Raw genomic sequence first — 19,913 nt, 5'->3', positions numbered from 1 at the left:
GGCGGCTTCGGGCCGTTTCCATGCGGCAGGACGGCGCCGCATCCGGTCATTTCCACAAAGTGGGTAGAAGCTGCATCTTCCATGTCGCTCGATGGGGGAAAACGAAGCCGCATCGCGCCATTCGTTTCATGGGGAAGGGTGAAGCCACATCCCTCCAACTCCATGCGGCATGACGAAGCCGCATCGCCTGACGCATCCCATCGGGTACGAAGCCGCCGCATCGCGCGATTCCCCGGCGCATGACGAAGCCACATCCCGCCATTCCCGCCGTGCAAAAGTCCGTTCAGTTGCGGGTGGCATCATGCGGGCATCCCCTGACGCGAGGCCGCCCGTGATCCGCAGCTCCCGATTCGTCATCACCGCGCTTGCCGCGTCCCTGCTGGCCGCCTGCGCCGCCACGCCGCCGAAAGCCCCGCCGCCGCGCGCGCCGCAGGGGCCGGAACCGCCGCCCGTCGTCGCACCCGCGCCGAGCGGCCCGGCCGCCGTCGCGCCGACCGCCAGCGAACTCGCCCAGTTCCAGACCTGCATGGCCGGCCTGCGCGCGCCGGCCATCGCCGCCGGTGTCAGCGACGCCGCCTTCAGCCAGCACGCCACGAGCGTGGTGCCCGACATGGGCGTGCTGCCGCTGCTCGACCGTCAGCCGGAATTCTCCACCGCGCTCTGGGATTACCTGGCCATGCTGGTCGACAGCCGCCGCGTGGCCCAGGGCCGCGAGCGCCTGGCCACGCATGCCGCGCTGCTGTCGCAGGTGCAGGCGCGGACCGGCGTGGACCCGGCCACGGTGGTCGCGGTCTGGGGCGTGGAAAGCGACTACGGCCAGAATTTCGGCAAGCGCCCGCTGCTGCAGTCGCTGGGCACGCTGTCGTGCTTCGGGCGGCGGCAGGCGTTCTTCCGCAGTGAGTTCTATGAGGCGCTGAAGATCGTCCAGCGCGGCGACGTGCGGGTGGAGGACATGAAGGGCTCGTGGGCCGGCGCGTTCGGGCACACGCAGTTCATGCCGTCCACCTACAACCGCATCGCGGTGGATTTCGATGGCGATGGCCGCCGCGACCTGGTCGGCAGCATCCCCGATGCACTCGGTTCCACCGCCAACTATCTCGTGCGTTCGGGTTGGCGCACGGGCCAGCCCTGGGGCTACGAGGTCACGTTGCCTTCCGGCTTCAACACCGCGCTGGCCGGGCGCACCAACCGCCGTGCGCTGTCCGACTGGCAGGCGATGGGCGTGGCGCGTGTGGACGGCGGCGGCATCGAACTGCCCGCCGATACCCGCGCCGCCGTGCTGGTGCCGACCGGCGTGAACGGCCCGGCCTTCCTCGTCTTCAAGAACTACGACGCGATCTACAGCTACAACGCCGCCGAGAGCTACGCGCTGGCGATTTCGCTGCTGGCCGACCGGCTGCGCGGCGGCACCGGCCTGCGCACGCCGTGGCCGACCGATGACCCCGGCCTGGGCCGCGACGAGCGCGTGGAACTGCAGAAGCTGCTGCTCGCGCGCGGGCATGCCATCGGCAACCCGGACGGCGTACTGGGTACCGCCAGCCGCGAGGCGATCAAGCGCGAACAGGCGCGGCTCGGCATGAACGCCGATGGCCGCGCCGGGATGAAGCTGCTGAAGGCCCTGCGCGAAGGGCGCTGAGTCTCGCGGCCTGCGACGGGGCTGCGGCATCATGCACGCATGACCGAAGCCTCCACGCCCCGCCACGCGCTGCCGCAGACCGAAGCCGCGCGCGGCACGACCGGGCTGGTGATCTATCGCGCATCGCGGCTGGAGGCGCTGCTCGACCCGTTCCGCGACCTGCTCGCCGCGACCTGGCCCGAGAACCCGCTGCAGCCGCAGACGGTGATCGCCGCGCATCCCGGCATCAAGCAATGGCTGACCGGCGCGCTGGCCCGGCGCATGGGCGAGGGCGGCATCGTCGCCAACCTCGACGTGGTGCTGCCGAGCACGTGGATCGACCGCCTTGCGCAGACGCGGTTGGACGAACAGGCGGTGGCCCTGCCGCGCTACCAACGCGCGCAACTGCGCTGGAACCTGCACGAATGGCTGGGCGATGCGGCTTCGGTGAAGGGGCTCGACGATCCGCGCATCGAACGCTTCCTTGCGCCGCCCGGCGCCGATGCCGCCGAGCGCGCGCGCCGCCTTTACCAGTTGGCCGATCGGCTGGCGAAGCTGTATTCGCAATACCTCGTCTATCGCCCCGACTGGCTGGAGGCCTGGCAAGGCGGCAAGCGTCGCTTCGCCACCGGGAAATCCAGCGACGGCGCGTTGATCGACACCGAAGTGCGCCTGCTCGCGCCGCTCTGGCGTCATGCTGCGGAATCGCTGGGCACGCATCGCGCGGAAGTGATGAAGTCGCTCATCGCCGACCTCAATGCGGATGGCCGCGAACGTGCGCCGCTGCACGTCTTCGGCGTCAGCCATCTCGCGCCGATGGAACTGCAAGCCCTGCGCGCCTATGCCGAACAGGCGCTGGTTGCGTTGTATCTCCCCGACCCCTGCCGCGATTACTGGGGCGTGCTCGATGGCGTGGATGCCGCGGCGTGGCGCATCGACGAAGAACGCTTGATGGAAGAGGCGGGCGAGGGCGAATGGTGGCGGCCGCAACGCCACGAACTGCTCTCGCGCTGGGGCCGCATGGGCCAGCATTTCTTCAGCGCCGTGGCCGATGCCAACGTGCGCGAAGACAGCCGCCACTGGCGCGATGCGCAGGACGAAGCGCCTTCGAACCGGTTGCAGCGCGTGCAGGCCAGCATCCTTCGGCTGGACGAAGGTTTGATCGCGCCGGGTGCCGACATCGACACCGAATTGCGAGATGCCTCCCTGCGCATGCACGCCTGCCACACGCCCAAGCGCGAGCTGGAAGTGCTGCGCGACGCGATGCTCGATGCGCGCGCGGCGGGAATCGCGCCCGGCGAGATGCTGGTGATGGCGCCCGACATCCGCCGTTACCTGCCGCTGATTCCCGCGGTGTTCGGCGAGCCCGGCAGCACGCGTGAGCCGATTCCCTTCCACATGGCCGATGTGCCGGCGTCGAGCAGCCACCCGTTGTTCGCGGCGATGGCGCGCCTGCTGCGGCTGCCGGCCGCGCGCATCACCGCGCCCGAAGTGCTGGACCTGCTGTCGCTGCCCGATGTCGCGCGCCGCTTCGGCTTGCAGCCGAGCGGGCTTGCGGCGCTGGAATACCTGCTGGCCGACAGCCACGTGGCGTGGTCGCTGGACCCCGCGCATCGCGCCGGATTCGGCGTGCCGGGCTTGCCCGAACACGGCTTCGCCTGGGCCGTGGACCGGATGATCGCCGGGCATCTGTTCGTCGATGAAAGCGACGATGCGAACCACGCGCTCGAACTTGCCGATGGCAGCGAACTGTTGCCACTCGCCGGGGTGGAAGGCGATGCGGCGCAAGCGATGGCCGCGCTCGACGGCCTGCTCACGGTCGTGCAACGCGTGCAGACGCTCTCGACGCGCGAGATGACGGCCAGCCGCTGGGCCACGGCGCTGGTCGCGCTGTGCGAACAGGCCTTGCGCATTGACACGCAGGACCGCGCCGCGCGTGAGGCCTGGGACACGCTGCTGCAACTGCTGCGCGGCCTGCAGGAGGAAACCGCAGCCGCCGGCGTGGACCCGGTGCTGCATTGGTCGGTGGTGCAGGAACGCACGCTTGCCGCGCTCGATGCGGTGCCGGAGCGCCAGCCCTTCCTGCTCGGTGGCGCGACATTTTGCGGCATGGTGCCGCAGCGCGCGATCCCGTTCCGTTTCATCGCGGTGCTCGGGCTGGACGATGGCGAATTCCCGCGCACGCCCAACGATGGTGGCCTCGACCTGATGGCACGCCTGCGCCGCATCGGCGACCGCGAGCAGCGCAGCGACGACCGCTATCTGTTCCTTGAAACGCTGATGTCGGCGCGTGATCGCCTGCACCTGGGCTGGATCGGCGAAGGCGTGGGCGATGGACAGCCGCGCAACCCCGCCGCGCCACTGGCCGAATTGATGGCGATGCTGGAACGTGCCGACGCCATCGCCGATGCGCGCATGCCGCCCGTCGAAACACCCGAAGGCGAAGAATCGCCGCGTACGCATGCGAAGACGCAGGCGTGGCGCGTCGCGCACCCGTTGCAGCCGTTCGATGCGCGCTACTTCGATGCCCGCGATGCGCGGCTCTACACCTTCGATGCCAGCCAGGTGCCGCTGCGGAAAACGCGCGCTAAAGCAGATGACGAAGCCGCATCGTCAGCCACGGCTGATGCGAATGAAGCAGTCGCAACGCCGCCCGAACGCATCACGTTGCGTGATCTCGTCGCGTATTTCCGCGACCCTGGACGTCATCTGCTGGAACGCCACGCCCGCGCCAAGCTCGATGCGCTGGACGATGATGGCCTGGAAGGCGAAGAGCCGCTCGCGCCCACCTTGCCGGCCTTCGACAGCGTGGCACGTCGACTGTTCCGCGAAGGCGCGGCCGATGACGTAGCGCCGGATTGGCTGCGACTCTCCGGTCGCCTGCCCAGCGGCGCGTTGGGCGAGGCCGCATGGCAACACGAGGCCGGCGTGCTGCGCGACATCCGCGCCGCCGCCGAGCGCGAAGGCATCGCGCCGGGCACGCCGCGCGACATCCCGATCGATCTCGTGCTGGACATCGATGGCCACGCCATGCCGCTGCAAGGCCATGTGCGCAACGTGTTCGATCGCGCGGAAGGTGGCCTGCAACTGATCGGCATTCCGGTCGGCAACAAGGGGCTGAAGAAGGCGAAGGAACTCGGCTTCCGCCACTATCTTCCGCTGTTCATCGAATGGCTCGCCTTGCGGCTGGCGACGCCTGCGGAAGTGCCGGTGCGCATCGCGATGCTGTGCGACGAGAAAAGCGATGCGTGGGCGGCGGCGATCAACGACTGGGACGCGTCGTTGCAGACGGGCGACACATCGTTGGACGAGGTGCGCGCGCGCCTGACCCAACTCGCGGGCTGGTGGCTGGAAGCGCCGCAGCATCCGCTGCGATGGTTCCCTGACACGGCGCAGGCGGCGGTGGACGTGCGTGATCAGAAAGACATGCCTGCGGTTGAAAGGGCGGTGCGGGACAGGTGGCTCGGCAACTGGGGCGCAGGCGAACGCGATCGCGCGCCGGGTGCGAACGCACTTCTTGCGGGCGACGAGAGTTTCGATGCGGGGTCGCCAGCGTTGCATGCGTTGATCGACTTCGCGAGGCAAGTGGATGCCTGCCTGCATTTCGCATCGCCCAAGCCCGCTGAAGGTGACGCATGAGCCGCGTCTTCGACTCATGGGAAACGCTGCCGCTCGCGCCGCCGGGCCGCAGCCTGATCGAGGCCAGCGCAGGCACCGGCAAGACCTGGACCATCGCCGCGCTCTACCTGCGCCTGCTGCTGGAAGGCGAGGGCGTAACGCCGCGCAGGATCGTCGTCGCCACGTTCACCAACGCGGCGGCGGCGGAACTGCGCGAACGCCTGCGCAAGCGCATCCAGCGTGCGGAACGTGCCGCGCATGGCGAAGCGGCGAGCGATCCCGATGCGTTGGACCAATGGCTCGAAAACCGCTGGGTCAAGGAAGGTGTGCGCGACCAGGACCTGCTTCGTCTTCGCATCGCGCTGGCGGAACTGGACCTCGCGCCCATCGGTACATTGCACGGCCTGTGCACGCGGATCCTGCGCGAGCATCCGTTCGCGGCGGGTGGGCGTTTCGAACCAGCCGAACTGGTGGATGGCGATACCTTGATGCGTGAACTCGCCACCGACCTGCAACGCACGCTGTGGCAGGGCGATGCCGCGACGCGCGAGGCGGCATGGCCAGCGCAGGAACTCGCCGTGCTCGATGGCAAGTGGCCGGGCGCGAAGGATTTGAAGGAATGGTTGAAGCCGGGGTTGCGCGTCGAGCCGGGGGAGGCGCCGGTGTTGCCGGAAGGCATCGCTGACATGTTGCGTGAGGGCGCGCGGCCGACGCTGTTCCGCAAGGGCAGCGTGTTGCCCCGCACCTGGCTGGAAGTAGCCGACATTCTGGATTCCGGCGATCCCGGCGACATCACCGCCAAGCAGCTTGAAACCCTGCGCATGGCGGATGGCCCGAAGGGCATCCTGAAAGGCATGGAGCAGGACGCCGACTTGCAGCGTGCATTGACGGCTTCCGCGCAGTTGGCCGAAGCACTCGTCGCCCGCCATCACCACCTCCACCTCAACCTGCTGCACCGCCTGCGCAGCTGGGGTCTCGAACGCAAGCAGGCGTGGATGCAGCGCCATGACAGCATCGGTTTCGACGACCTGCTCGCCATCGTCCACGATGCGTTGATGGTGAAAGCGGCGAACGGCGATGCACGCCCGCTCGCCGATGCGCTGTTCGCCGCATGGCCGGTGGCGTTGATCGACGAATTCCAGGACACCGACGACCTGCAATACGGCACGCTCGATGCGATCTATCGCGATGATGCCGGCCAGCCGCGCGGCCGCCTGTTGATGATCGGCGACCCCAAGCAGGCCATCTATCGTTTCCGTGGCGGCGACATCCATACCTACACCCGTGCCGCGGGCGATGTCGCCGACCAGCTTTCGCTCACGGTCAACCAGCGTTCCAGCACGCCCTATGTCGATGCGGTCAACGCCTTCTTCGATGCGGCGGGTCATGCGTTGGATGCGCAAGGCGAGTCGTCATCCGGTATCAAATACCTGCCGGTCACGGCGGCCGGACGCGCCGACAAGCATGCGTATGCCATCGATGGCGTGCGCGTCGAACGGCCACTCGTCATCCACGTCCGCGACGACGCCAGCGGCGACAAGCGCACGCAGGTCGATGAAGCGCTGAACGCCTGCGCCAGCCAGATCGCGGCGATGCTGGCTTCGGGCGCGCATTTCATCGGCGAAAAAGCATTGCGCCCGGAACACATCGCGGTGCTGCTGCCGGACAACCACCAGGTCGCGCGACTGCGCACGTTGCTGGAACGCAAGGGCGTGCCCTGCGTCACCCGTGGCCGCGACAGCGTGTTCGCCGGCGACATCGCGCGCGACCTGCAGGTGTTCATGCATGCCGTGTGGCATGCGGAATCGGCGTCGCTTGCGCACGCGGCCTTGCTGACGCGGCTGGGCGGCATGACGCTGGCCGAAGTGTCGGCGCTGGAACACGATCCCGAAAGCGCACAGCGCATCAGCCTGCGCTTCCACGATTGGCGGCAACGCTGGCGCCGGCGCGGCGTGCCGGCGCTGGTGGATGCGCTCATCGCCGAGCGCGGGCCTGCCTTGCTGGCGGAAGAAGACGGCGAACGCGTGCTGACCGACCTGCGCCACCTGGGCGAACTGTTGCAGGCCCAGGCCGAGGCCGGCATGGGCGAAGGCGAATTGCTCGCGTGGTTCACCGCCCAGCGCGATGGCAGTGGCGGCGACAGCGAGGACGACCGCGAGGCGCGCCAGTTGCGCATCGAATCGCAATCCCCGCGCGTGCGCCTGATGACCCTGCACGCCAGCAAGGGGCTGGAATTCCCGGTGGTGTTCCTGCCGTTGATGTCGATGCACGAAGCGCGTCCGCAGAAGCCGAAAGTCGTGTCCTTGCATGACCCGGCGGGCGGGCATCGCCTGCACGTGGACGAGGCCGCGATCGAACGCGATGCGCGCGAAGTGCAGGACGAGCGGTTCCGCGTGCTGTATGTCGCGCTGACCCGCGCGGTGCATGCCTGCCATGTGTTCGCGGTGCCGGCCCCGGAGGAAGACGCAAGCGGCGGACGCAAGCAAAAGGCAGGCGCGGCGCGCAGCCCGATCGACGTTCTGATCGAACGCATGGGCGTGAAGCGCACGGACACGTTGCCGCACATCGAATGGCGCGAAGGTTGGTTAAACGACACCTCTGCGCACTACCGGCACGAACAAGCCGATGACAGCGACCGCGAGGCACGCGCGATGCCGCCACCGCTGTCCGGCCCGATGCCTTCGCGCCACAGTTTCAGCTCGCTCAATCGCGGCCACCATGCCGGTGATGCGGGTGCCGAAGCCGCCGCCGATGACGAAGCCGCATCGCCCATCGATGCCGGGGTGGACGAGGGTGACGACACCGGACACGCGGAACCCGAAGCCGAGCATCCCGCGTTGCTGGCGCTGGCCAAGCCGCGCGGCACCGGCATCGGTAACGCACTGCACGACGCGCTGGAGCAGCGCCGAATCGGCAGGCCGATGATCGAGCAGTTGCCCTTGCTCGCATCGATGCTGCGCAGGCGCAACCTGCTGCCCGAAGGCGAGACCGGCACGCGCCTGTGCGAGTCCTGGGCCACGCGGTTGGATGAAGCGTTCGCGCTGCCGCTCGGCGCCGCCCTGCCGCCACTCGCCGCGCTCACCGCCGACGAACAGCGCGCCGAAATGGAGTTCCATTTCGCGTTGGGCAGCACCTCGCTGCGACGCCTGCGCGAGGCCTGCGCCGCGCACGGCGAACCCACCTTGGTGCCCGATAGCGAACGCCGCATCGCCGGCCTGATGACCGGCAAGATCGACCTGCTGTTCCAGCATGCGTGGCGCTTCCACGTGCTCGACTACAAGGGAAATTTCGCTGGCACGCGGCTGTCCGACTACGCGCCCGCCGCGCTCGCGCAGGTGATGGAAGCGAACCAGTATCGCTTCCAGGCGCTGCTCTACGTGGTCGCGCTGGACCGCCATCTGCGCCTGCGCCTGCCAGGTTATGACCGCACGAAGCACCTGGGCGATGTCAGCTACCTGTTCCTGCGCGCGTATGGCTTGTCGCCCGGCATCGGGCTGTGGCGGCATCGTTTCGATGATGTTTTGGTCGAAGCGGTCGGCCATGCATTGCCCGCCGATACCACGGAGCACGCCGCATGAAGCCGGCCGGCACGCATTTCGATTTCTCGCCGCTGTCGATGCGCGCGGAGGAAGACTGGGGCCCGCTGCAGTCGGCCATCGTGCGCTGGGTGCTGGCGCATGGCGGCGATGTGTTGCTGGCACGCATCGCGGCGCAGGCCAGTCTCGCCGACATGGGTGGTGACAGCGCGTTGCAGATCGAAGACGAAGACAACCGCATCGCACTGGCCGCGATGCCATTGGTGGGCAATGCGGCTTCGGATCGCGCGCCTTTCATACTCGATGGCAGCTTGTTCTATCTGCGCCGCAACTTCGCCCGCGAACGTGCCGTGGCGTTGATGCTGCGCGACAGATTGGTGTCGCCCGATGCGCCGACAAGCCGCATCGACATCGGCACGCTTTTCGCGAATCCCGGCGATCCCGCGCTCGCCGGCCAGCGCGGCGCGCTCGACAAGGTGCGCGGGCAACGCCTGTTTGTGCTGGCCGGTGCGCCCGGCAGCGGCAAGACCACCACGGTGCTGCGGATGTTGATGATGCTGGCGCGCGAATCGTTCGAAGCGCAAGCACACTGGCCGCGCATCGCGCTGGCTGCGCCGACCGGCAAGGCCGCGCAACGCCTGCGCGAATCCTTGCTGGCCGGCAGCGCCACGGATTTCGCATCCGACTGGCACGAATCGCTTGCCAGCGTGCAGCAACACGCCACGGGCGCCGGCACCCTGCATGGATTGCTGGACATCCGGCCCGAACGCGTCGATGCCCGGTTCAATGCCGGCCATCCGCTGCCCGCCGACATCGTGGTGGTGGACGAAGCCTCGATGCTCGATCTCGCCCTCCTGCGTCGCCTGCTGGATGCCTTGCCCGCCGATGCACGCCTGCTGCTGGTGGGCGATCCCGACCAGCTCGATTCGGTCGGCACCGGTTCGGTGCTGCAGGACATCGTGGCCGCGCTGGCTGATGACGCGCCGCAGCTGCAACGGCTCACGCATTCGTTCCGCGCCGACCGTGCACTGCTGCCGCTCAACGAAGCGGTGCGTCAAGGCGATGTGCCGGCCTTCCGTGACGCCATGCAGGCGGCCACGCCGCACGCCGTGCAATACCGGCTTGCCGGCTCACGTGCGCTGGCGCAACACCTCTCGACATGGGCCGATGCGTTGCTCGCCGATATCCGCGCGCACGGCATCGACGCCGCCATCGCGGCAACCGATATCCCGCGCATCACCGAATGCCTGCGCACCCTTCGCCATCGCCAGCTGTTGTGCGCGTTGCGCGAGGGTCCGTTCGGTGCGACCGGCGTGAATGCCGTCATCGAGCAACAACTCGCGTCCGCGCTGCAGGGCAGTGACGGCTTTGGCGGCGAGGGCGAACGCTGGTATCCCGGCCGCCGCATCCTCGTCACCCGCAACGATGCGGCAAGTGGCTTGCACAACGGCGACATCGGGCTGTGCCTGGACGACGGGAAGCGCCTGCGCGTGTGGTTCGAGGGTGGCGAATCCGGGCCGCGCGTGTTCGAGACCGGCGCCTTGCCGCCGCACGAAGCCGCCTTCGCGCTGACCGTGCACAAGGCGCAGGGCTCGGAATACGACGAAGTCGCGGTGCTGCTGCCGCCGCAGGCCGAGCATCCGTTGCTGTCACGGCAGTGGTTCTACACGGCGATCTCGCGGGCGCGTCGCGCCCTGCAGGTCTGGGGCAGCGATGCGGCCATCGCCCGCGCCATCCAGCGCCCGGCGCGGCGGACCAGCGGCTTGCGCGACCGCATCCGCGGCGAAACGTGACCGGGTTCATGCAGCCATGGCGGCGATCAACGACCATGTGCGCATGAAGAAATCCCGCAACGTGCAACGCGCACTCATCGACATCGGCCAGGCCGCTCCGCAGGTCATGGCGATGCGGATGATGCGGCTGTGGATGGCCGGCCCTAACCCGGGCGCCGCCGACCGTCGCGAATGGCAGCGCATGCACGAGGAAAAAGTCGAAGCCTGGCAGGAAGGTGGCTGGGCGATGGGCGAGGCCGCCGCGCGCATCCAGCAGCGCATGTGGTCGGAATGGAGCCGCGTCGCGCTGGAACCGTGGCGCTGGCCGGCGATGGGGCAGGGCTGGATGCTGGCCGCGTCGCGCGATGGCGAAACCCTGCTCGCATCCGCGCTGGCACCTGCGCGCCGCCGCGTGGTCGCCAACGCGCGCAGGCTCAAGCGCAGCCGATGACCCTGCCGCATTCGCCGGCCTGCGAGCGCAACCGCGAACCCATCCTGCAGGTCCTGCGCACGCATCTGCACCAAGCAAGGCGCGTGCTGGAAATCGGCAGTGGCACCGGCCAGCACGCCGCGTATTTCGCGCAAGGCCTGCCGCATCTGCAGTGGCAGCCAACGGACCAGCCGCCGCATCTGGAAGGCATCGCGCAATGGGTGCGTGCCTCGGCATTGCCCAACCTGAGATTGCCCGCACCGTTGTGGGCGCAAGCGGGACATGGGACGCGTGGGCTCGTCAGCAGCGACCTCGATACCTTACATGCGCTGCTGGACGATGGCAGCGATGTCCGCGGCTTCGATGCGGTGTTCACCGCCAACACGCTGCACATCATGGGCTGGCCAGAGGTGGAAGCCCTGTTCGCCGGCCTGCCCAGCCTGTTGCGCGAGGGGTCGGCAACGCTGATCGCCTACGGTCCGTTCAACTACGGCGGCGAATACACCAGCGACAGCAACCGTGAGTTCGATGGCTGGCTGAAGGCGCGCGATCCGGCCAGCGGCATCCGCGATTTCGAGGCCGTCGATGCGCTGGCCCGCGACATCGGCATGACCCTGGTCGATGACATCGCGATGCCGGCCAACAACCGCACGCTGGTCTGGCGCCGCGGCTAGGCGCTGTTTTCACCGCACGCCGACCACGCACTGTGGACACTGCCCGCTCCCCCATTGAGCAGGTGTCCCATGTCGGATGAAGTCATCACCGTCGAGCACGTCGAACTGCCGCGCTATCTCGGCACCTGGTACGAGATCGCGCGCAAGCCGATGTGGGCCGAGGACCGCGAGGCGCGCGATGTCACCGCCACCTACGAACTGAAGGACAACGGCCGCGTCCGCGTGCTCAACAGCTGCCTGAACGACGAGGGCGAGGTCGAGCAATCAGAAGGAGAGGCGCTGCCGCTGGACACCACCAACGCCAAACTCAGCGTGAGCTTCATGCCGAAGGCGCTGCGCTGGGTGCCCTTCACCCAGGGCGATTACTGGATCATGCGGCTGGAGCCCGGCTACAACATCGCGCTGGTCGGCACGCCCAACCGCAAATACCTGTGGCTGCTCGCGCGCGATGCACAGCTGGACGAATCGACCGTGCGTGACTGGCTGCACTACGCGGCGGAGGACGGCTTCGACATCAGCGACATCATCCGTCCCGTCCAGAGCGGGACGGTGCATCGAGAATGAGTTCCGCACCATCGACACCAACAAAAAGGCCACGGAATACCGTGGCCTTTCCGCATCTCCGGCGATCAGCGGGGATCAGACCGCCATCGGTTCACTGAAGGCTTCCGGCTCGCCTTCCTTCGCGAATTCGCTCATCGGGATGCAGGCGCAGAACACGTTCTTGTCGCCGTACACGTTGTCCACGCGCGCCACCGGCGGCCAGTATTTCTGGCGCTTCAGCGTGTCCAGCGGGAACACCGCCAGCTCGCGGCTGTAGCCGTGCGTCCAGTCGGCGGCCATCGCCTGCGTCGCGGTGTGCGGCGCGTGCTTGAGCGGATTGTCCTCGCGGTCCAGCTCGCCGTTCTCGACCATGCGGATCTCGTCGCGGATCTGGATCATGGCGTCGATGAAGCGGTCGAGTTCGTGCAGCGATTCGCTCTCGGTCGGCTCCACCATCAGCGTGCCGGCCACCGGGAACGAAAGCGTGGGTGCGTGGAAGCCGAAGTCGATCAGGCGCTTGGCCACGTCTTCGGCGCTGATGCCGGTGGCGTCCTTGATCGGGCGCAGGTCCAGGATGCACTCGTGCGCCACCATGCCGTTGCGGCCGGTGTAGAGCGTGGGGTAGTGCGGTGCTAGGCGCTGGGCGATGTAGTTGGCGTTGAGCAGCGCCACCTGCGTCGCGCGGCGCAGGCCGTCGGCGCCCATCATCGCGATGTACATCCAGCTGATCGGCAGGATGCTGGCGCTGCCGTAGGTGGCCGCCGACACCATCGCGCCGCTGCCCACGCCTTCGGTGCGGAAGGCGTCATCGGCCGCGGCCTTGGGCAGGAACGGCGCCAGGTGCGACTTGACCGCGCACGGGCCCACGCCCGGGCCGCCGCCGCCATGCGGAATGCAGAAGGTCTTGTGCAGGTTGAGGTGCGACACGTCGCTGCCCCACTTGCCCGGCTTGGCCACGCCGACCAGGGCGTTCATGTTGGCGCCGTCGGTGTACACCTGGCCGCCGTTGGCATGCACGATTTCGCAGATCTCGACCACCGACTCCTCGAACACGCCATGCGTGGACGGGTAGGTGATCATGATCGCGGCCAGGTCGTCCTTGTGCTTTTCGGCCTTGGCGCGCAGGTCGTCCACGTCCACGTTGCCGTTCTTGTCGCACTGGACCACCACCACGCGCATGCCGCACAGCTGCGCGGACGCCGGGTTGGTGCCATGGGCGGATTCCGGGATCAGGCAGACATCGCGCTTCTCGTCGCCGCGGCTGGCGTGGTAGGCGCGGATTGCCAGCAGGCCGGCGTATTCGCCCTGCGCGCCGGAGTTGGGCTGCAGGCTGACCGCGTCGTAGCCGGTGGCTTCCACCAGCATCGCCTCCAGCCCGCCGATGAGTTCCTTGTAGCCTTGCGCCTGCTCGGCGGGCGCGAGCGGGTGGATATTGCCGAACTCGGGCCACGTCACCGGGATCATCTCGGCGGTGGCGTTGAGCTTCATCGTGCAGGAGCCGAGCGGGATCATGGTGCGATCCATCGCCAGGTCCTTGTCGGCCAGCGAGCGCATGTAGCGCAGCAGTTCGTGCTCGCTGTGGTGCGTGTTGAACACCGGGTGGGTGAGGAAGTCGGAGGTGCGGCGCAGTTCGTCCGGGATCAGCGACGGCGCCTTCGCGTCCAGCGTCTCGATGGAAGGCAGCTTCGCGCCATCGCCACCGAAGATCTTCCACAGCAGCTCGATGTCTTCGCGCGTGGTGGTTTCGTCCAGCGAGATGCAGACGTAATCGCCCCAGGCCTTGCGCAGGTTGGCACCCATCGATGCGGCGCGGGCGATGATCGCGTCCGCCTTGTCATCCACCTTCAGGCAGATCGTGTCGAAGGCGGAGTTGTGGTGATGGCGCTCGAAGCCGAGTTCGGCCAAGCCGGCGGACAGGATCGACACCAGCCGGTGCACGCGCGAAGCGATGCGCTGCAGGCCGTCCGGGCCGTGGTAGACGGCGTACATCGAAGCCATCACCGCCAGCAGCACCTGCGCGGTGCAGATGTTGGAAGTCGCCTTCTCGCGGCGGATGTGCTGCTCGCGCGTCTGCAGGGTCAGGCGGTAGGCCTTGTTGCCTTCCGCATCCACCGACACGCCGATCAGGCGGCCCGGCATGTTGCGCTTGAACGCGTCCTTGCAGGCCATGAAAGCGGCATGCGGGCCACCGAAACCGAACGGCACGCCGAATCGCTGGGTGTTGCCGATGACGATGTCGGCGCCCATTTCGCCGGGGGATTTCAGCAGCGTCAGCGCCAGCAGGTCGGTGGCGAAGACGACGAGTGCGCCCTTGGCGTGGATGGCGTCGGACTCCTTCGACCAGTCGACGATCCAGCCGCTCGACGCCGGGTACTGGATCAGCACGCCGAAGAAATCGCCCTTGTCCATCGCGGCCTGCCATTCCTCGGCCGAATTGGCCAGCTCGATGGCGATGCCGAGCGGCTCGGCGCGCGTGCGCAGCACTTCGATGGTCTGCGGATGCGCGTCGCCGAACACCAGGAAGGTGTTGGACTTGGACTTGGCGGAGCGCTTGGCCAGCGTCATCGCTTCCGCCGCGGCGGTGGCTTCGTCCAGCAGCGAGGCGCTGGCGATCTCCATGCCGGTCAGGTCGGCGCACATGGTCTGGAAGTTGATCAGCGCTTCCATGCGGCCCTGCGAGATCTCCGCCTGGTAGGGCGTGTAGGCGGTGTACCAGGCCGGGTTCTCGAGGATGTTGCGGAGGATGACGTTCGGCGTGTGGGTGCCGTAATAGCCTTGGCCGATGAAGCTGCGGAAGACCTTGTTCTTCGATGCGATGGCGCGGATCTTCTTCAGCGCGTCCACTTCGGTCAGCGAGCCGGGCAGGGCCAGCGGCGCGGTCAGGCGGATCTTGCCGGGCACGATGGCCTCGGTCATCGCATCCAGCGACGCGTGGCCGATGACGCCCAGCATGGTGGCGATCTCGGCATCGTTGGGGCCGATGTGGCGCGAAACGAAGGCGTCGTGGTGTTCGAGGGCGGTAAGCGTCTGGGCGTTCGACATGCGGGGCATCCGGCGGCGCGGCATCGGCCGCGTAGGTTGGGGAGTGCCCCTCTGTCCTTTTGCCTGAGAGTTTGGACGGCGGGGGAGCCGTCTTGCCCCTTCGGCGCCGGCGCTGCGCATGGCGCGGCCGGTCTCTCCAGAGTGTTGTTGCCTGCGGTGGTTACGGGGCCTGAGCGATTCCGGGCGGTTGCGCCTTCGGCAGCCGGGGGAGGCTTCTCCCACCGCCCGCGGAGTATAGCCGCGGGGGGGCCTATCATGCCCGGATGAACGAAACCCCCGGAATCGAATCCGTGCCGCCCGTCACCGCGCCAGTCCATGGCGATGCGATGGCGGCCATGCCCGCACGCGGCACGCCTGGCTGGTGGTCGTGGCTGCTGGCGGAACTGCGCCAGGATCCGGCCCATGCGTTGACGCTGGCCTACATGGCCGTCTCGATCCTGGGGGTCTGGGCCAGCTTCTGGTTCTTCCGCAGTTTTGGCGTGGGCATCCTCGATTACATGTCCCCCAGCGATTACCTGACCGCCGGCCTGCGCGATCCGTCGCACCTGATCGTGGTGGTGGCGGCGTATTTCCTGGCCCGCTGGGTCAGCTGGCCGCACCGGGCCTGGCTGCGCGACCCGGAGGGTTACCTCGCGTTGCGCGCGCGCTCACGGATGTCGCGCCTGTTGCTGCCCGGCGACCCGGACCGCTTCAACCGCTGGTTGCGCGACCGCGTGGGCTGGGGCGGATTCACCGCGGTCGGCGCGGTGATGTACGGCGTGTTGACCCTGGGCCTGTGTATGTCGATGGCGGTCGCGGTGAACAAGGCCGAGCAGATCCGCGCCGGCGGCGGCCATGCGGTGCGCGTCACCCTGGCCGGCCGTGATGCGCCCGAGCCCGGTAGCGCGCGCATGCTCGGCGCCGTGGGCGATTTCGTGTTTCTTTACTGGCCGGCCACGCGCCGGGCCGAAGCGCTGGCGCTTGCCAACGCCGCGCGTGTCGAGTCGCTGCGGCCCGCGCCCAGACCCGCGGCCCGCAAGCCGTGAGTAGCCCGCCGGTGCGGATGCGCCGGTTCGCGCCCCTGCTGGGTGCGCTGGCGATGTTCGGCGCCTTCAGCATCGACACCGTGTTTCCGGCGTTTCCGCAGATCGGCCAGCAGTTCGGCGCCGGGCGGGTGGCGATGCAGCAGACCATCAGCGCCTATCTGGTGGCCTATGCGGCGATGAGCCTGTGGCATGGCGCGCTGTCGGATGCGTTCGGGCGGCGGCGGGTGATCATGGCGGGCATCGCGGTGTTCGCGTTGGCGAGCGCGGGCTGCGCGCTGTCGACCTCGCTGCCGATGCTGGTGGGCTTCCGCGTGCTGCAGGGGCTCTCGGCGGGCGTGGGGCTGATCGTCGGGCGCGCGGTGATCCGCGACATGTTCGATGGCGCCGAAGCGCAGCGGCTGATGAGCCAGGTCTCGATGATCTTCGGCATCGCGCCGGCGGTCGCGCCGGTGATCGGCGGCTGGCTGCTGGGGCTGGCATCGCTGGCCGGCGATCTTCTGGTTCCTGATGCTTTTCGGCTGCGTGCTGCTGGCGGCGGTGACGTGGTGGCTGCCGGAGACGCATCCGGTGGAGAAGCGTCATCCCCTGCGCGCGAAGCGGCTCTGGCAGACCTACGCGGCGATCATCGGCGATGCGCAGTTCCGCCGGCTGGCGCTGGCGTCGGCCTTCAACTTCTGCGCGTTATTCCTGCTGATCGCCTCGGCGCCGGCACTGGTGCTGGACCATTTCCGGCTGGGCGAACAGGGCTTCGGCTGGTTCTTCATCCCGATGATCAGCGGGATGATGGCCGGCGCGTTCGCGTCGGGTCGCTTCGCCGGGCGCATGGACGGACGCCGGCAGGTGCGGATCGGTTTCGCGCTCAACGTGGCCGGCGGGTTGGCGCTGCTGGCGTATGCGCTGTCGGTCGATCACCTGGAACTGCCCTACGGCGTCGTGCCGGTGATGGTGATGGCGTTCGGCATCGCGCTGGTTTCGCCCATCACCACCTTGATGGGGCTCGACCTGTTTCCCGAGATGCGCGGTGCGGCGGCTTCGGTGCAGGCCTTCGTGGCCTTGGCGATGAACGCCTTCATCGCCGGCATGGTGTCGCCGATGTTGTCAGGCAGCGCGCCGCTGCTGGCCAGCGGCTCCTTGCTGTTGGCGATGCTGGGCTGGCTGGCGTGGAAGCTGGCCTTGCGCCGCGCCGACCGGGTGCCGCCAGCGCCGGAAGACGGCGAGAACTACGAGCCGCTCGATGAACTCTGAGGCCTGCCGCGCCAGCGCAACCACGCATAGACCGGCAGCCCCGCCACCACACCAGCACCAGTCCCCAGACCAGCGATTCGCTGCCGGTGCCGATCAACGCGTAGGCGCTGTACGCAAGCCCGATGGCCGCGACGAAGCGACCTTCGCGCCCCTTGACCAGCCACGCCAGGCAGCCGGCGACATAGGGCAGCAGCGTGGCCGCCGTGGACAGCAGGATGGCGAAGGTGAACAGCGACACCAGCGAGCCGCTGTAGTTGGCGATGACCAGCAGCGTGGCCAGCGTGCCGCCGACCAGCAGGCCCGCGACCGGCGTGCCGCGCGCATCGGTGCGCAGGAACAGCGGCGGCATCAGGCCGTCCTTCGCCGCCGCCATCGGCAGCTGCGCGGACAGCAGCGCCCAGCCGTTGAGCGCGCCCAGGCAGGACACCGCCGCGACCACGGCCATGAACTTGCCGGCCAGCGGGCCCCCACAGCCGGTGCGCGGCTTCGGACATCGGCGCGGGGCTCTGCGCCAGTACATCGGCCGGCACCACGCCCTGCACGGCGACGCAGGCCAGCACGGTGGCGATGCCGGCGATCAGCGTGCCCCAGACCGTCGCGCGCGGCACCGTGCGTTGCGGGTCGATGATGTCGTCGGCCGGCACCGTCGCCGATTCCAGGCCCAACAGCGACCACAACGTCAGCGCGACCGCGGCATGCACCGCGAGCGGCAGCGGTTGCGGCGTGGGGTTGAGCGGCACGAAGCGCGAGGGCTCGATGAACCACAGCGCCACGCCGCCGAACAGCAGCAGCGGCAGCACCTTGAGCACGGTCAGCACCAGCTGCGCGAAGCTGGCCTCGCGCACGCCGACCAGGTTGATGGCGGTGACCAGCACGATGACGCCGACCGCCAGCAACGCCGGCCACAGGCCACCGGCCAGCGCCGGAAACAGCGCCACCACGCTGCCGCCGAAGGCCACCGCGATGGCCGACAGCGCGCACCACATCGACACCCAATAGCTCCAGCCCACCACGAAGCCGGCCAGGTCACCGAAGGCGTTGCGCGCGAAGACATACGGGCCGCCGCTGGCCGGCCAGCGCATCGCCAGCCGCGCGAAGGTCGCGGCGATCGCCGGCGCGCCGAGCAGGGTGACGGTCCAGGCGATCAGTGTGGTGCCGCCGAACGGGGCCAGCGAGGCGGGCAGCAGGAACACGCCGCTGCCGATCATGTTGCCGACGACCAGCGCGGTCGCGCCGGCCATTCCGATGCCCCGGATATTGGGTTTCATGGGCTCAGGCCAGCGCGCGATAGGCGTCGCGCAGCAGTTCGTGGAAGTGGTGGACGCCGGATTCCCGGTGCGGGTTGAGGCGGCCGGCGATGTACGAGCCGGAGGCCAGCCCGCGCTGCACGTCCTCGCAGATGCGGATGTCCTCGGCCTGCACTTCGTCGCTGAAGGCGATGTCGGCTTCGCGGCGCGCGGCCATCGCGTCATCGCCCGCATCGCGGTAATAGGTGTCGAAGGTGACCCGGCAACAATCCGCGCCGAGCGGCAGCACGCGGTTGGTCTGCAGGCGCCCGGGCAGCAGGTTGAGCATGGTGTTGGGCCACAGCCAGTAATAGAGCGCGTCGCCATCGCCATACAGGCCGGGGTCGCTTTCCAGCGGGCTCCATTGCAGCGAATGCCAGCGCGCGGTCTCGGTGCGGTAGCTGCGGTAGTCGAGCAGGCGGTTCAGGCCGGGATGCACGTGCGGGACGTGGTAGCCCTCCAGGTAATTGTCGACGTAGACCTTCCAGTTGCAGTCGATGTCGTAGGCGGCGTGGTGATGGCCGGCGTAGGTCTCGATGGCGTGGCCGTCGCCGATGCGCGCGTCGATGCCTGCGACGAAGGCGTCGAAAGACGGTGCGTTCGCGGCATCGGGGCTGGCGAAGACCAGCCCGCGCCAGGTCACGCAACCGAGTTCGGGCAGGCGGATGTCGGCGATGTCGAAGCCTTCGACATCCTCCATCCCCGTGGCGTTTTTCAGCTGGCCGTCGAGCGCATAGTTCCAGCCGTGGTAGCGGCAACGCAGCGCCTTCGCGCCACGCCCGTCGCATTGCGCGAGCGGCCCGGCGCGATGCCGGCAGACGTTGTGCAGCACGCGGACGGCGCCGTCATCGCCGCGCACCGCGATGACCGGCAGGCCGCCGATCCGTGCGACGACATGGTCGCCGCTCGCACTCAGTTGGCTGACATGCGCCAGCAGGTGCCAGCCGCGCGCGAACACCGCGGATTGATCACGCTCCGCCGCCGCATCGCGCGTGTAGAAACGCGCGGGCAGGGCGGTGGCGCGGGCGAGTGGCTGCGGGGCGAGATCGTCATCCATGCGCGAATTATGGGGCGCGATGCGGCCGGCCGCCGGAAAGAAAGACGCCGGCACGGGGCCGGCGTCGTCC

Annotated in this window: 10 protein-coding genes, 3 pseudogenes and 1 riboswitch; of the genes and pseudogenes, 9 read left to right on the top strand and 4 right to left on the bottom strand. The window is 68.5% G+C overall.

Annotation, left to right across the window (positions count from 1 at the left end):
- Nucleotides 1–331 precede the first annotated feature (331 nt).
- From DCD74_RS05780 to DCD74_RS05750, 7 genes are all read left to right on the top strand, one after another.
- Nucleotides 332–1,636 (top strand): lytic murein transglycosylase, encoded by a 1,305-nt coding sequence (locus tag DCD74_RS05780; protein WP_237049666.1) that lies wholly within the window; start codon nucleotides 332–334, stop codon nucleotides 1,634–1,636.
- 39 nt (nucleotides 1,637–1,675) lie between these two features.
- Entirely contained in the window at nucleotides 1,676–5,254 is a 3,579-nt protein-coding gene (recC, locus tag DCD74_RS05775) for an exodeoxyribonuclease V subunit gamma (protein WP_112926480.1), read from the top strand.
- The gene (locus tag DCD74_RS05770; RefSeq protein ID WP_112926479.1) at nucleotides 5,251–8,811 is read left to right on the top strand and encodes a UvrD-helicase domain-containing protein; all 3,561 of its coding nucleotides are present in this window, start codon (nucleotides 5,251–5,253) and stop codon (nucleotides 8,809–8,811) included. The genes recC and DCD74_RS05770 overlap by 4 nt, the downstream gene beginning before the upstream one ends.
- Complete coding sequence (gene recD, locus DCD74_RS05765) at nucleotides 8,808–10,562, top strand: exodeoxyribonuclease V subunit alpha (protein ID WP_112926478.1); 1,755 nt, start codon at nucleotides 8,808–8,810, stop codon at nucleotides 10,560–10,562. Before DCD74_RS05770 ends, recD begins: the two co-directional genes overlap by 4 nt.
- Nucleotides 10,563–10,605: 43 nt before the next feature.
- Nucleotides 10,606–10,992, top strand: coding sequence for a hypothetical protein (locus tag DCD74_RS05760; RefSeq protein ID WP_162615916.1), 387 nt, complete (start codon nucleotides 10,606–10,608; stop codon nucleotides 10,990–10,992).
- Nucleotides 10,989–11,645, top strand: a complete 657-nt coding sequence (locus tag DCD74_RS05755; protein WP_112926476.1) for a DUF938 domain-containing protein — start codon at nucleotides 10,989–10,991, stop codon at nucleotides 11,643–11,645. Before DCD74_RS05760 ends, DCD74_RS05755 begins: the two co-directional genes overlap by 4 nt.
- A 69-nt stretch (nucleotides 11,646–11,714) precedes the next feature.
- Nucleotides 11,715–12,209, top strand: a complete 495-nt coding sequence (locus tag DCD74_RS05750) for a lipocalin family protein (protein WP_112926475.1) — start codon at nucleotides 11,715–11,717, stop codon at nucleotides 12,207–12,209.
- 75 nt (nucleotides 12,210–12,284) lie between these two features.
- Here DCD74_RS05750 and gcvP read toward each other — a convergent pair whose 3' ends face one another.
- On the bottom strand, nucleotides 12,285–15,239 hold the full coding sequence (gene gcvP, locus DCD74_RS05745) for an aminomethyl-transferring glycine dehydrogenase (protein ID WP_112927691.1): 2,955 nt from the start codon (nucleotides 15,237–15,239) through the stop codon (nucleotides 12,285–12,287).
- A gap of 32 nt (nucleotides 15,240–15,271) precedes the next feature.
- Nucleotides 15,272–15,380, bottom strand: a riboswitch (glycine riboswitch).
- Nucleotides 15,381–15,493: 113 nt separating this feature from the next.
- On the opposite strand from gcvP, the gene DCD74_RS05740 reads away from it, so the two are divergent.
- Together DCD74_RS05740 and DCD74_RS13165 are read left to right on the top strand one after the other, a co-directional pair.
- Nucleotides 15,494–16,255 carry a hypothetical protein gene (locus tag DCD74_RS05740; RefSeq protein ID WP_112926474.1) on the top strand — a complete coding sequence of 254 codons (762 nt, stop codon included), beginning with the start codon at nucleotides 15,494–15,496 and terminating at the stop codon, nucleotides 16,253–16,255.
- Nucleotides 16,252–17,500: pseudogene (locus DCD74_RS13165) on the top strand (multidrug effflux MFS transporter). The gene DCD74_RS05740 and the pseudogene DCD74_RS13165 overlap by 4 nt, the downstream one beginning before the upstream one ends.
- Before the next feature lie 106 nt (nucleotides 17,501–17,606).
- Here the strand turns inward: DCD74_RS13165 and DCD74_RS13060 are convergent.
- The 3 genes and pseudogenes from DCD74_RS13060 to DCD74_RS05725 form a co-directional block, all read right to left on the bottom strand.
- Nucleotides 17,607–17,945: pseudogene (locus DCD74_RS13060) on the bottom strand (amino acid permease); the annotation flags it as partial.
- 85 nt (nucleotides 17,946–18,030) lie between these two features.
- A pseudogene (locus tag DCD74_RS13055) lies at nucleotides 18,031–18,708 on the bottom strand (APC family permease); the annotation flags it as partial.
- Nucleotides 18,709–18,772: 64 nt separating this feature from the next.
- The gene (locus DCD74_RS05725) at nucleotides 18,773–19,843 is read right to left on the bottom strand and encodes an aromatic ring-hydroxylating oxygenase subunit alpha (RefSeq protein WP_112927690.1); all 1,071 of its coding nucleotides are present in this window, start codon (nucleotides 19,841–19,843) and stop codon (nucleotides 18,773–18,775) included.
- Nucleotides 19,844–19,913 lie beyond the last annotated feature (70 nt).

Origin of the sequence: Lysobacter oculi (assembly GCF_003293695.1) — a bacterium.
Lineage (GTDB): Bacteria > Pseudomonadota > Gammaproteobacteria > Xanthomonadales > Xanthomonadaceae > Solilutibacter > Solilutibacter oculi.
The sequence above is the reverse complement of the archived record's forward strand: the minus strand, read 5'-3'. Positions and strand labels throughout refer to the sequence as shown.